At 51.9% G+C, this 14,556-nt stretch carries 6 protein-coding genes; all 6 read right to left on the reverse strand.

The genetic code is table 11. From position 1 onward, the window contains the following. Positions 1–881: 881 nt before the first annotated feature. The 6 genes from B2J77_RS05850 to B2J77_RS05875 all read right to left on the reverse strand — a co-directional run bounded on the left by B2J77_RS05850 (position 882) and on the right by B2J77_RS05875 (position 14,545). Entirely contained in the window at positions 882–5,063 is a 4,182-nt protein-coding gene (locus B2J77_RS05850) for a CDP-glycerol glycerophosphotransferase family protein (protein WP_078478162.1), read from the reverse strand. Then, positions 5,060–5,449 carry a glycerol-3-phosphate cytidylyltransferase gene (tagD, locus tag B2J77_RS05855; protein WP_078479396.1) on the reverse strand — a complete coding sequence of 130 codons (390 nt, stop codon included), beginning with the start codon at positions 5,447–5,449 and terminating at the stop codon, positions 5,060–5,062. Before tagD ends, B2J77_RS05850 begins: the two co-directional genes overlap by 4 nt. 11 nt (positions 5,450–5,460) lie before the next feature. Beyond that, positions 5,461–8,016 (reverse strand): CDP-glycerol glycerophosphotransferase family protein, encoded by a 2,556-nt coding sequence (locus B2J77_RS05860; protein WP_194286096.1) that lies wholly within the window; start codon positions 8,014–8,016, stop codon positions 5,461–5,463. Next, positions 8,006–10,501 carry a glycosyltransferase family 2 protein gene (locus B2J77_RS05865; protein ID WP_078478164.1) on the reverse strand — a complete coding sequence of 832 codons (2,496 nt, stop codon included), beginning with the start codon at positions 10,499–10,501 and terminating at the stop codon, positions 8,006–8,008. Before B2J77_RS05865 ends, B2J77_RS05860 begins: the two co-directional genes overlap by 11 nt. Further along, positions 10,501–12,954, reverse strand: coding sequence for a glycosyltransferase family 2 protein (locus B2J77_RS05870; RefSeq protein ID WP_078478165.1), 2,454 nt, complete (start codon positions 12,952–12,954; stop codon positions 10,501–10,503). The genes B2J77_RS05865 and B2J77_RS05870 overlap by 1 nt, the downstream gene beginning before the upstream one ends. 145 nt (positions 12,955–13,099) lie before the next feature. Further along, positions 13,100–14,545 carry a DUF4214 domain-containing protein gene (locus tag B2J77_RS05875; RefSeq protein ID WP_078478166.1) on the reverse strand — a complete coding sequence of 482 codons (1,446 nt, stop codon included), beginning with the start codon at positions 14,543–14,545 and terminating at the stop codon, positions 13,100–13,102. Between the last annotated feature and the right edge of the window lie 11 nt (positions 14,546–14,556).

Below are 14,556 nucleotides of genomic sequence, written 5' to 3' on the forward strand. Positions count from 1 at the left end.
GGGTCCGCACGTGATGATGCGAACTGAGAAAAGTCAAAAAATACACCTTTACCCAAAGCTGGTTTAGCCCAGAAATCCATAAATGACTTTGCTGTTCTGGTAAAGCTGGCCATGAAACTGGCGGCATCCGGTTTAGTGCTTTTGGTCTGTTATCCAAGAGCCCCGCAACCGCATTAGAATCTTGTAGTGGAAACGCAACGGTGTCTGTCTTTGGCTCAGGCGTCTAGTAGTCCCAACGCTTTAAAATATCATCGTACTCCACCGATGAACCGATCATTCTTACCATCCAGTAATCCAGTCTTGTGAAAAGCCAGGCCAGCCCAAAAAACACGTCGAAATAGAGGTTATGCTGGGTAGGTGGTTTTAAGTACTAATAGGGTATTGGAGGGTCCGTAGTGGACAGAGTTATCGATTGAAATGTAAAGGATCATATTTAAACCATAAATACTGTAGTTAATAACTTTTGAGCGGCATGGGTTTTTAGATAACACTATGCTTTTAGGTGAAGTTTATGGCGTGATGAGCTTAAGTTCCACTATATATATTGTGTCGAAAATATAACTTAATGTGGTCTGCTGAGTTAAAGTTCTACTGGGCTGTGTATGTTCGTGCTTGATATTCAAAAGCCGATTCGCGTCGATCGGTTGAATGCGCCAATCCAACTATTCCGGATATAGCATGCTACTCAAGACGTTAATAGTATTGCTAATTTGTTGCACAGTTCGCGAGAAGTCTGTCTTACGACAGCTAAGATTTGATCAGAGGTACTGCCATCTTAGGAAGATTTTGCGATGGCCCAATCTTGAGCTGTTTACTTACGGCTCAAAATTGGGCCCGCAGGTCTAATCTTGGAATTGGCTAGCGCCTATATATGTGGAGTTTCAAATTCCCACCGATGATTTGAACATGGCAGCTACATTTTTATTGTACTCTACGCCACAAAACTCTTTAAATTTCAAAGGTTTCTTCAAGTGCATTTTCATCGCATCAGCAAGACCTAAAACGCTATTCTCAACCAATAGACCGTAGCCTGGTACGAGGATGCTATGAGGTCCAGGTATATCAGTAGAAATGACCGGTTTGCCCAGTACCAGCGCCTCGATAATTGCCAGCCCCTGACCCTCGTGATCAGAAGAGAAAACGAATAAATCGAGTGACTTTATGAGGGGGTATGGATTTTGTCGAATACCAGCCAGAAGGACTCGACCCTCAAGATTCAAATCGACGATGTGTTGGTTTAGGATGGACCACTGCGAGCCATCTCCAATGATTACTAACTTAATATCTGCTTGGGTGTCTTCGATGACTTTAGCAAAGGCAGTTATCAACTTATGATGCCCTTTCTCAGGCGATAGCCTGCCAACTGTCCCGAACGCTATCGATCCCCCGATCCAGCTAAAAATATCAGAGTCAACAGGATAAGCTGACTTTGAGATGATCTCCTCGACGTTGATGAAATTATCGCAATAGACGAACTTATCTTGGCTGATGTGCGTTTTAGGTGCTAAGTTAAGTAAGTTTTGCTGGTTTACACTTTCCGATACTGATATGAGTTTATCGTAAGTAGGATATAGTTTAAAAATTCCCTCTAGGAATTCATACTTGGTCAGGTACTCCTCCATCATGTTGTTATGGAGATAAACTACCCGCTGGGAATCAGTTGGGCCGTAGCCCAGTAGTCCCGTCCAGAACTTGCCGTACCCTTCAAATTGGATTACTAAATCGAATTTAGCACAGCCGAAGACTCTGTTAAATTCTTTCCGCATGAGTTTACGGTAAATTGTCCACATCTCCTCCGAGTGTAAACTGTCGTGCGCGTTGAATGTATCAATTACAAGCTTTTCTTCAGGGGAGTAATTGACTACGCCTACTCTGCTGATTATTTGGACCTTGTCAGCTATTGAGGAGAGTTTGTTTAATCTATACGGATCTATTTCAATTGTATCAGGATCGATAACGAGTGTAATGCTGTAGCGCTCACTATCAATAGCATTTATTAAGCTCAGGCAGGATTGGGTTATACCGTTTGGTGGCAAAGCGCCTGCGTAAATTAAAATAGATTTTTTTGTGCTATTGAATAGGTCTATAGAATGAGTGCGGTCGTTTTCGAAAATTAGTTTGATCGTTCTTTCAGTGGCGCTCCCATTCGAGGTATCGAGGTATTTGAGATTTTCTTCGCTGACGATTACAGGAGAAAATGGAGTACTGGTCAATTCCGCAATTTTCTCGATCAAAGCGTCGCGAGTAGTGACCATTGTACCAGGAATAGTATCAAGATTTAGATACATTCCTCTTGAAGAGCAGTAATCTTCATAATCATACGCGTAGTAGATTATCGGTTTGCCCGTAGGCATGAAGTCGAAGCATATACTTGAGTAGTCAGTAATAAGTATATCGACTACTGACAAAAGTGCTGAGGTTTCAACATCTGGTGGGACAGAGCTGAACCCTAAGTCAGCTATCAATGCCTCAGACATATGATGTCCTCGGAACAACACATTATACGGAAGTGTCTTGAGTGCCTGAAGGTCATTGATAAGTTGATCTAAGTCGACAGTTGCCTCCGAAGTCGTACCCCTCCAAGTTGGCGCATAAAGGACGGTTGGTTTTGCTGTATCGATTCTAAGTTTTTCGATTAGTGCAGCTTGAACCGCAGGCTCCTGCATGAGGACTCTGTCATTCCTAGGATACCCAGTTTCTGCAATTATCCCATTGAACGTGCCCGCGATATCATGCGATCGTATCATAACCTCAGAAGTATGGGGGTTCGGGCTTACGAGGTGTGTTGCGTGCAGGAAGTTTCTGGAGACGTTCTTATGAGCCATGAAAGAGTTTTTATTATCTTTGCCAAGTCCTTTCATTGGTGTGCCATGCCACGTGTTCAAGTAAACCTGCTCGTTTCGGCGTATGAACCAAGGCATGAATGTGTTGTTGTTTATGAGGTACTTAGCAGTCGCGATATAGCGGCGATAAAGATAGCTATTTCGCTCAACCAATATAACCTTTTTAGATTTTTTTAGCTCTCGGGATGCCAAGCTTGGATCTGATAGAGCCCATACATGGATAAGATGATCGTATTCTTTCCTCGACGAAAGCGCCTCATATATTGCATATGGGTTGCAACTTGCAGAAGCGCCATGGAAGCTTTCGTAGAATACTACGTTCTCTTCAACTTTGAGCGTTTCAACTAGTTCATTGTATTCAATCGCATTTTTTAGGCTTTGGTTTTTTTCGTATCTAGAATAGTCGAAACCGTAAGCCCGCTTGATGATACGTGTTTGCTCGAAAGCTTCGCTGGCTTCATCGAAAAGGCCTGCGCACATATAGGAGTGACCAAGCAGGTAATACCATCTCGAATTGTGGGAGTTACTACGCGCGACCACTTGCGAGAAAGCTTCCGCTGCAGCTTTCCAAAGCCCATTTTTGTGCAATTCTTGTGCTAGCTGCACATAGAGCTGGAGATTAAATGGTGCCTGTTCTGAGATGGTAATTAGCGCATTCAGACGATCCGTCGATCGGGTGGCTACGCTTAGCTGAGAATCTGAATCATCCGACTCAATTGAGGAATTTTCTGTTGATCCGGACTCAACGTAGTCAAGGCTTTCTTTAGTGGATTTGAGGAAGGCGAGGCATGCCTCTCTGTGTTTTCCAGAAAGTCTAAGAGTGTAGCCTTGGCGATAGAACCAGTAGGGTTCGAGCTTATTGCTCCTATTGGCAGCAGTTCCATAAGCCTCTGCAGCCTCTGAGAAGCTGCCTGCTCGCTCCAATACAAAACCAAGACGGTAAGACCAATATGCCTGAGTTGAATCTAACCCAACCGCGAGCCTATAGCACGAGCTGGCTGATTCCCAGTCGAAGCATCGATCATAGGCCATGCCAAGCCTATACCAAAGCTCAGCATCGCTGGGATCTTCTTCAATTTTTAGGCTATAACGTGCGACAGCTTCCTTCCACAATCCTCTTCCTTGGTGCAGTACTCCAATGCCGAAGCGAGTGACCGCAGGATCCTTACTTGATTTGATAGCTTTCTTGTAATGGTTCTCTGCGAGTGTACTTTCACCCAATAGCTCATAAAGATAGCCAAGCCTATAGAGCCAAATCGAATTATCTGGCTCAATAACTAGGGCTTTTTTATAACTATCAGCTGCGTCTTCATGGCGTCGTAGTTTCTCGCATACTTCACCATGCTGTACTATCAGATGTTTTTTTTCTGGCGTTAGCTCGCACGCTGCCTTGAGCGTGTCGGCTGCTTGCCACCACTTTTTCTGGTTGATATAGATCCTCGCGAGCGCTTCGAAATGTTTAGGATCTTCTGAAGTTGCACATATGTAGCCGTAGATCAGCTCAGCATTTACAGAGCGACCAATCTTCTCTAAATAGGCTGCCACCTTAAGCGCTTTGTTTAAGTCAGGTGCCTGGGCTAAAAATGTCTTGCAGGCTTGATCGAGTTGGGCTAATTCAAACTTACTGCTTGGTTTGACAGAAAGGGATTTGGCAAGACCGTCTTCCAGATAATGGATGAGTGGATTGGTCTCAATGTGTTCGTTTTGCTGATGAATTAACCAGTACCAGCATATATCAAACTTGGCAGATGGATTTCTGAGCTCTAGCGCACCGTGTTGTAGAAAATGTAGTGCTGGATCCACCTTGCTTGCAGCAACGTCAGGATATGTCTTTAGATAGAATTTTCGATCAAATAAGCCGGAAGATGATATCTTCTCAAGTAGTGCTCCCGAGCTTTTCACTCCATCAGCAGGCTCAATAATCTGAGTCAAATCTTTTGCCAGCACTTCTGCTTGAGAGCCACGATTAATGTAATGGATGAAAGCGTTCTTCTCCGTCGCTTCAGGATATTGCTGACCATACGCGACTGGATCGAAGTCTCTTCTAGGAAGCCGGCCCTCTTGTGCTCCATACAGCACGTAATGTTGGATGGGGTGCATTCCGCTTGCTTTAACATCCGGATATGATTCATTGTAAAAATCATCATCGAACAAGCCGGAGGCGTTGATTATTCTTATCTCGCGCAAAATACGCTGATCTTCAGTGTTAGTGTCATTCATACGTGGGACAGGCTAGTTTTGATTTCGGTTGTAGAAATTGCCGGTGTACGGTCAAGGTAGACAACTTCGCAATACTCTTTGAGCATGTCGAATTTCCCTTCCCAATCGTTACCCATAACAAAAATCTGAGCATTATATTTGCTAATGTCGGAAACCTTTTGTTCCCAGTTATCCTCAGGAAACACAAAGTCCACGTAGCGAATCGATTCCAATACTATCTTGCGATTTTCATAGTTGAGCAAGGATGACTTGTGTTTGCCAGCATTAAACTCGTCCGAAGATAGGCCTACGACTAATCTATCACCCAGCGCACGAGCGCGTTTCAATAGGTTGATGTGGCCGCGGTGTAATATATCGAACGTACCGTATGTGATAACCGTTTTCAATTTATTCATCCTTAATTTATTAAGCTTTTAACCCGATCAATCAGTCTTGCTGAATTATGGTCATCACACCAGTCAAAGAAGATTTTCTTCTTCCAATCATAACCAACAGCCATCTCCGGGTGTACATCAGAGTTTTGCTTCAATGCATTGTGAAGCGCTTCGAAGTCAGAGCATACGGACCCAGGAAACACATGCTCAAGCTCATAAAATAACCCACGCTCCACGCCTGCGTAGTACTCATAGTCATAAGCAAAGCTCACCATCGGCTTGCCCGTCAGCATGAAGTCTATGAAGCAACTTGAGTAATCCGTGATAAGCAAGCGTGCGGATCTGTATAGGACCTCGACGTTAGGGTAATGTTCATCGCTCAAGTCCAGCGCGCCCAGACGTCCTAACTGCTCGGCGTAAGACCCCGAACGGTCCGCCATGTGCTCTCTCACTCCAAGCACCAGGTCGTTCTCTAGCAGCCATTCCTCCAGCTGCTCCAGCTCGTTTTTTGTGAACTGGTAGCACGCATTAGCCGCTCCATTACGGAACGTCGGCATGAACAAAATCAGCCCGCGTCCTGCAATCGCATTCTCTAACTTCAGGCTTTCCGCCTGCAAATCCTTGGGCAATTTTCCGAAGTCACGGAGAATAAAATCGTTCCGAGGAAGCCCTGTTTGCCATACGTCGTTGTAGCTCAACGGGTAGAAGGCTGCTGCCATTGCCATCGTATCGATGCTTGATGAACTGATCACCGCCCTGCAACGGGCGTGCTCTTCTGCGATGGCGTCACGCCTGTTCTGCTGGTCAAGTGACGCGTAGCCAATGCGTTTAAGCGGGATACCGTGCCAGAGGTTGATCAAGTCATGCAGATCGCTTGAAAGCGGATAGACAAGATTGCGCGTAGGTGTGTGTTTGATGAACAGGATTTTAGCGCGCAAGAGATGATACTGACCTTCGGGGCTTTCCAGCGGTACAACAAGGACGTTTCTGCCCTCCACGGTTACCGGTTTGCCGCGGGTCAGGATGATTTTGAAAATACCCTCATCATCTTTGACCTCTTCAAAAACTGCACGCTCGTTTCCGGAGAACACGCCAGAGAAAGCACACACCGGGAAGGCCCACCAGTGGTCGTACTTGGGCACGCGGTGGTCGGCTTCGATGAATTCAGCATGAGTCAGCAGGGTAGTGGGCACCTGTTCATTGTCTGGCAGTCTCGATGTGCCAATGTACAGATTACGCTCCAGCACCTCCTGATCGGTAATGCGCGTCAGGTTGCGCTCCATGGTCTGCACATCGGCCTCAGGTGCGCACGCCAGGATCTTTTCCTTCCATCTATACAGCTTGGCTACCTGGTAATGATTGGCCGTTAGCAGGTAGCGCTTGAATAGCGGGAACCCTGCCTCCAGCAGTTTGAAGTGCTGGTTGCTGTAAATCGGATGGAATGGGTAGAGGCTACTGATGAAGGTATCGAGAACGAACCCGCGCGTAATCAGGTAGCGGGTCAAACCGATTTCGTATTTGAAAATCACGTTCTGCTTGTTTGGCTGCTGAACAACCGTGCTCAACAGCTTACGAAAATCGGGGTCAGACAACACGGGCTTGCGATAAGCCACAAAATATGACCCTATCAGGAAGTCGTAGGTATCGTCCTCTTCAAAACGGTCCAGCATCGAAGCGCGCACGGTGTCCATCGCGATGGGCTGCTTGAACTGATTGCTCGGCTCCGCCTTGGTTTTGGCTATTCCCTTTGTCGCTTGAAGCCCCCACCAGTCGCAGCGGCGTTTATCCATCTGCTCGAAGACATCATCGAAGTCCTTGACCAGGTAGCAACTGTCGTTGGCCAACAGCAACTCATCGTATTGGTCGATGGTGTCCCAGCCCACCAGCGAATTTGCCAACAGGGAATAGGAACCAAAGTCATAGCGTTGATGCCGGCCCGCCCAAGCGTCCTTGACGATGCCCTTCAGCTTGAGCAGCTCGCCATCTTGCATTACACAGTCGGCAAGGTAGTAAACATCTGCATGGGCCCTAAGTGCTCGAAGGTACTGGACTACATAATCGTCAACCAGCCCATCAGGGTCGTATCCCGCGAACAGGCAGATGCGCTTGATGGGCCGTTCAGGTAGCCAAGCCGACTGCGTAGTCTGCGCGAAAGGGCCTTGCGGACGTGGCAAGGCGTTCGCTGCAATTCCTTCGTGCAGGAAGTGCGCCAGTGGGTTGATGGCGTCGCTCGCTGGGTCCAGGTAGCTCGACCAATACCACCACACATCGAACTCTTTGCATGGCTTGCGTAACTCTTTCCAGCCGTCGGTGCAGAAGTGATAGAGCGGGTTCATGTCACACTGCGCGACGTCTGGGTTCATCGACAGGTAGTAATGTGTATTGAAATACGCATTGGGGTTGCGTTTTTCGCGCGCGCCGTGGCGCACGAAATGCACCAGAGGGTCAATGCCTGCAGCCGCGACGTCCGGGTACTGACTCAGGTAATACGTCGCGTCAAACGTGCCGGACCGCCACAGGGTAGCAATGACCAAATCAGAGCCCGCCTCTGGAGGCGGCGGCGGAAGCTCAAACGACATCGGCTGCCTCCTGATGACCGGAAAGAGCTTTGGGGTTGGCATCAGCAGCCCGCCAGTCAAACGTGCGCTTTGCGCCATCCAAGTCGGTCAGGCAGCAAACCTTGCCACCGCCGTATCTAACCTGAGTCGTCGCGCGAGGTGGCAATGCCAAACCGCCATATGGACCACTGAGGTAATCATGGCTCAAGGCAGGATGGTAGAAAGGATCTTGCTCACCTTGGGAGAACCAACGATCTGTGAAGTTCTTCTGCTCACGCTGCGCCCGCGCACGTTTTTCGGGAGCAATATCCTTGCCTCGGCTTGCCGACTCGGCATGAATCAGTTGCGCTTGAGCACACCAGACGATTTTGAAGCCCAGCGCACGTATGCGCATACAGAAGTCCACATCGTTGAAGGCAACCGGGTAGCGAACCTCGTCCAACCCCCCCAATACCTCGAACAACGGTGCATGGACCAACAGGCACGCAGCTGTCACGGCAGTCTGCTGTCGAGTCAGTAAGTTGCTAGCCAGGTAACCTGCGTCGTGCTCGGCCAGCTGATTCCCGGCATGCGCAGCCAAGCCATTTATACCCACGACTACCCCGCCGTGCTGAACCATGCGATTAGGCCACAGGAGTTTGGCACCAACAGCTCCGACCCCAGGCCGCATCAACTGGCTGACCATTTCCTTTAGCCAGTTACCGTCGAGAATCTCGATGTCGTTGTTGACCAAACCGATGATCTGACCTGTAGCGTGGTGCACAGCGGCGTTGTTGATCTCCGAATAATTGAACGGATAGGGGTGCGGGATGACCTTAACCCCCCGGCTCGGCAACTCGGCGAGATATTCGAGGGTTTCCGGCATCACGGACAGGTTGTCCATGACGATGATTTCAAGATCCGGGTAATCCGTTTGGTTCAGCAACCCTTCGATGCATGTACGGAGTAGGGCGACCTGATCCTTCGTCGGAATGATCAAGCTGACCTTTGGGAGTGGCATCGGAAGTGGCCAGATGACGCGCAAGAGGCCTGGGTGATCAGCCAGCGGCGTTACTTGCGCTCCGGGTGCAAGGGCCTCGCATAACCAGTTGATTGCCAGCAGTCGTTGTGGGCAAGCTGGCGCGTGCTCCGGGCTCGAAACGCTCAATGCGTGGCGGTGATAAAGCACCTGCGGCAGATGCGCCACGCGCGCTTGCATTTCTTCGGTAATCAGTACGACAGCCGACATCAGCATGTGCCAATCGAACGTGCCGTGCCCACTCTGCTGGAGGCGTGCAACGGCGCGGCTGACTGTGTCCTTGTGGAAGACCGAACCGGGTGTGAATGTATCTGCGCCGATGAAGGCATCCAGGTCCCATACCGGCTTGAACCAGGGGTGGCCCGGCTCGCCATTGGCCAGATCCTGATCGCAGTCCGCATAACCCCAAGCGCTACCCTCGGCCAGCAGTGCGCTGAACTGAATCAAGGCATCGGCTCGCAGGCGGTCGCCTGCCCAGACCGGAACAATAGAAGTGCAGTCCGCGTTCAGTAACTCAAGCAGTACGGGAGCAATATCACTTGGGTGGGCTTTGACGAGGCGTCCAGGGCTGTTGCCAGATAATGCGAGGCTGCCGAGGGTAAGTGCCTCAAGCGCTGCGTCACCATTACTAATCAGCAGCACTCCTACATCATTTGCTCGCTGACTCTCGGAAGGTTTTGGACACTGGAAAGCATTAGCCCAGGCAGGGTAGAGGTGCCAGCCGGCGCTTTTGGGTAAGCGCAGGCTCTGTTCCCGCGCCACTGCCTCAATGACCTCGATCAATGCGCTGTCGTGGTGCGCGGACAGTTGGTTTACCAGGCCTTCGATACCTTCAGGGGCGCAGCACAAGGTGATAGGGCTGCCGGCCAACGGGGCGCCGGATTCGCTTTCGATGCTCAGAACGTGAGGTTTGCCGTCGGCCAAGGCCCAGGGCAAGTCCAGAACAAAACCGTGGTCACTGCTATCGCGATACGCCAGGGCTTGGCTGTGTTGGTCGCACACCACTTGAGCCACCTGCTGATCCCCCTCACGTACGCGGATCGTCACGCGACGATGAGGGGACTGGGGGTCCCATGCCCACCCACTAAGGCGCAAGCCGCCGGTGTGCCACACCTGCGATGCGATCAGTTCAGGCTCTCTACCAAACAGCGCAGGTAAGGTGATGTCGCCGTCGAGTGAAAAGGATTCGTTGGCAATCGTGACGCTGATGTGCCGGGCCTGGTTTAGCCAGGCTTGACGCAACTGCACGGCGAACCCGTTGAACTGGTCCCCCTCGCTGGCTTTGGTTTCGTACAAATCTGCGCGAGCCACCGCCACACTAGCGCCGTCGATAAAGACCTCGACGATCAGTTTCTGTCCGGGGTTAAGGGTGTCTAGAGCCCAGCCCTGCAGAACGTCGCCATAAAGCCCGGTGATCAGGCCCTTATATCGGACCGCTGAAAGCGAGGCGGTGTCCGTTGGGGTTTTATCCAAGACGTGTGGTGACATCAGGCCGGCTCGGTAATAGAAAAAGAATGAAAGGGAAATTCGCCTGTGGCGTTTTCCCGCACTGCGTAAGGCGCATGCAATGGAAGGTCCAGGTCACTCGCAAGCTCCACTGCGCGCCAACCTGAAACAGGGCACGCATGCAGGCTCAAAATGGCGCCACAACCGGACATTGCCACGTTCTCTGCCATCGACAGCATTGTCAGATCCGGCAGCGCGTACACCGCACCTGTAGCAAGCAACTGCTTGCTCCAAGGCTGTTTCGCTTCGATAAGAAACTGTACGGGCAGTTTTTCTCGAGTCGCTCGCTGGGCTATTTCAAGCCATTGGCGCGCTACTTGGCTGTCGCTCAGGTCGTCACCGATCAGCCACGTACCCGTGCTTGTCACCTCATGGGTAGCAGGGAGCAGAGGGGCTTCGATCAGAGCAAGGTTTGCTCCATGCAACACGGCGGTATGTCGATCAACAGACTCGGCGCTGGGCAATTCAATACGCTCGGCTGATGCGGCAAACTCCATACGATCGTTGCATGCCTCCTTGGAAAGCAAGGCATCGTCCCGGCAAACAATCCGATAGGACAGTGATAGCTGGCTCGGCAGGTCCCATATGAACAAAGGGGCATTGGCCAGTCGTTCGAAAACAAGGCCCCGCAAGGGTAGGGCGCGCAAATCTTCTATAAGATGAGGCAACTCTTCAGGGGCATAGTCCAGGCTGATCTCCAATGGCAGAACCTCTGCATGGAGTGTCACCCAGTTGCGCAGCCCTTCATGGTGCCAGGTCAGGCTGAAGGGGGTTTCAGGACGGCTGCCATCATGGATGTGCAGCTCTGATCGAGGGTAACTCGGTTCCCCACGGTGCTGATCCAGCCAATGGGTCAGGCGCGCACGCTGCAATGTTTGTCGAGCCGGTTTGATTGGGTCGCGACGGCAGAAGGTTTCGTAACGTGACTCAGCATCAGGGTAGCGTTTCCGAAGGATGGCGTTGTTGTAGGCAACGCGCAGGTTTTTTTCTTCCCCAAAAGACACCCCCCCTTGGTGAGCGACGAAAACATTTGGCGCCCCCATATGCTTCCAGCCCAAGCTGCGAGCGCGCAAACACCAGTCGGTTTCCTCCCCGTAACCTCGCGACAGCTCTACCTCGTCTAGATAACCTACTTGGTCGATGGCATCGCGCTTGATGTAAAGGCAGAAACCACAACCTGTTTCAATTTCTACTGGGTCCGACGGGTTGAGCTTGGCCAGGTTATCCAGTTCGGCGTGCTGGTCAGGTGAGGGCATGGGTTGACTGACGCGGCTCTTAGGAAAGCTCATCAATTCACCGTTGTTCGTGAACGGGGTAACCGACGCTACCTGAGGATCGCTGTAAGCTACCTGACGCAGGCGGTCGATCCAGTCTCCGTGAACGCGGGTATCAGCGTTCAGCCAAATCACGTCTTTGCCCAAACTCATAGCCATGGCTCTATTCATGCTACGAATGAAGCCCAGGTTGGAAGGGTTCTGTACAAGGGTGATCTTGCTCTTGCCTGCCAGCACTTTGAGCGCTTTGCGCAAGGCGGGGAGTGGCGTGGCGTCCTCGATGACTACAAGACGATGAGGCGTGCGGTTATGCCTGCGAGATTCGATGGCGCTGTTTATGCACGCCAGCGTCTCATCCAGGCCGTTATAGACCGGAATGAGCACATCGACCGGACCGCTTTTGGTTTGGCCCGCAAGTGGGCAAGGTGGTACCCAAACCGGGAGGGTGTGTAGGGGGCTACCTTGCAATAAGCCGCCCGTACTAAAACCCACGGCAACTGCAGCGCAAGCTTTGGGCAGTTTGGCGCGAATGCCCCCATGGCTGGACGAAATACCAGCGGCTTTTAGCAGTGGATCGGGACGGCCAGCCGATGCGTTTACTACATGCCCGTTGAACTCGAACTGAACGGTGCATGGCTCGGCAAGGTTCTTCAAGTCGATTGCCCAACCTTGTATCTCTTGGGCATCTCGATCAAGCCGAACGACACCCACCGCACCTGCGTGCTGAGTTTTTGCAGCCAGCAATCTGAGTACTAAGTTGAGCTCTTGGGGCGAAGTGATTTCAGGCAGTTGAGCAAGAATCAGGCGCTCTAGCTGTTTGGGGGTATCGGATTGGCTGCGCGAAAGCCACAGTACTTGCCGTAGCCCTGCGTCATGAGGATGCTTTTGCCAGGCGGCGGCCAAGTAGCGGGTAGCCAGTTGTGGCTGTGCCAGATCCAGCAGACACCGCCCTAGCAGCGCATGCAGATCTGTTCGCTTTGGCAGGGCTTTGACCGCATTACTAAAAAAAATGAAGGCAAGCTTTGGATGCTTTGGCAGTGCCTCGATACCCTTCCAGATAAGTGCCTCTGGACGATACTCGGGGACCTTGAGGGCCTGTTCCAACGCTGAAGCTGCGCTGGCGTGCTCTTCTGCCTGGCGATGCCGATGAAAAATGTCCATGAGCGTTTCTCGCCCATGGTCGAGTTGTCTGGACATAAGCTTGGCTTGGCTACAAAAAATAAAAAGAAGGGCGACTCGAAAGCCGCCCCCTTTGGCATACGCCCGGCCTTGCGGCCGGGTGTACGTTTCGCTACGACAGGGCTAGTTACACCTGGCCGTGCAGTACAACGACGTTGTCGATGTGTGCAGCAGCTTCTGGCGAACCAACGATGCCCAGGGCAACGTCTGCTTGCGAAGCACCAGCTTCCAGCTGAGCAGCCCAGGCAGCTTTACCAGCGTCGTCGGCGTCGCGGCCCAGTGCGGACTGGTACAGCGAGTCGATGAAGTCACCGTTAGCTTTGTTAGCAGCTTCTTCCGAACCTACGATGCCTTTGGCAACATCGGCGCGGCTGGTGCCGTTGAACAGCTGGGATACCCAGGCGTCCAGGCCAGCTTCGTCGGCGTCGCGGCCCAGGGCAGCGGTGTACAGGTCACGTACGAAGTCGCCGTTCGACTGGTCACGGTCTTGTGCTTCTTCCGAAACAGCGATCGCGCCAGCGACGTCAGCCAGAGTGCCACCGTTGGCCAGCAGAGCTGCCCAAGCGTCAGCGCCGCCCTGGTCTGCATCGCGACCCAGCAGGGTGTTGTACAGGTCGTTGATGTCAGCGGCATTGTTGGCGCCAGCGAACTCTTGCGAGTTCAGGAAGGCGTTGGCAATGTCGGTCAGCGAAGTGCCGTTGTTGACAGCTTCAACGAACGACTTGGCGCCGTTCACGTCAGCGTCGCGACCCAGGATGCCTTCGTACATGCGCAGGGCAAGGGCTTCGGCATCGTTGTGCGCCAGGGCGATGGATTGCTCTGCGCCGTCAGCGTCAACGAACTTCAGGAACTCAGCGTCTTTGATCGCGGCAGTTTGGTTGCCGGTCAGGTTGACGTTGAAGTTGTTGCCAACGGTCAGTTCGTAGTCATCACGAGTACCGTCCAGCTGGACCACGTCGTAGCCAGCACCGGCGTTGACGATGTCAGCGTGGTCGCTGCCGCTCAGGATGATGGTGTCATCGCCCGAACCGGTGGTGACGTTGTTGTTGCCGTTGCCAGCGATTACAACGTTGTTGCCGTTGCCGGTCACGATGGTGTCGTTGCCGTCACCGCCGTCGATCAGGGTGTTCTGGTCGCCTTTAACGGTGATTACGTCGTCGCCGTTACCGGTAGCAACTACCAGTTGGATACCCGAGGTATCAACAGCAGGGGCTACGGCAGCTGCCAGAGTTTGTACGTCGCCAGCCGCGGCAGCTTGACCTTGCAGGTCAACAACCAGGTTAGCGTCGCTCTGCAGCACGTAAGCGCTTACGCCAGCGGCTTCGGCAGCAGCCAGGTCGACAACAACTTGGTCGCCTTGCTCGCCTTCGACTTCGCCAATAACGATGTCAGCTTGGCCGGAAGTTGGCAGCTGAACGGCGTTGCCTTCGATGCCAGCGATGTTGACGTCTTGGACGTTGTTCAGGTTCAACAGGCTGCTGATGGCAGCGATGGTGTTCTCGGACAGGTTGGCGCTATCGGCGTTCAGGGTGTCTTGCAGAGCGCTGCTCGACTGAGGGCTATCGTATTGCATGATGTATTCCT

Origin of the sequence: Pseudomonas parafulva (assembly GCF_002021815.1) — a bacterium.
Lineage (GTDB): Bacteria > Pseudomonadota > Gammaproteobacteria > Pseudomonadales > Pseudomonadaceae > Aquipseudomonas > Aquipseudomonas parafulva_B.

Excerpts from the sequence above, each read along its gene's own strand:
- B2J77_RS05850 (WP_078478162.1), bottom strand. The coding sequence starts at position 5,063 with ATGAATGACACTAACACTGAAGATCAGCGTATTTTGCGCGAGATAAGA.
- B2J77_RS05870 (WP_078478165.1), bottom strand. The coding sequence starts at position 12,954 with ATGGACATTTTTCATCGGCATCGCCAGGCAGAAGAGCACGCCAGCGCA.
- B2J77_RS05865 (WP_078478164.1), bottom strand. The coding sequence starts at position 10,501 with ATGTCACCACACGTCTTGGATAAAACCCCAACGGACACCGCCTCGCTT.
- B2J77_RS05860 (WP_194286096.1), bottom strand. The coding sequence starts at position 8,016 with ATGTCGTTTGAGCTTCCGCCGCCGCCTCCAGAGGCGGGCTCTGATTTG.
- B2J77_RS05875 (WP_078478166.1), bottom strand. The coding sequence starts at position 14,545 with ATGCAATACGATAGCCCTCAGTCGAGCAGCGCTCTGCAAGACACCCTG.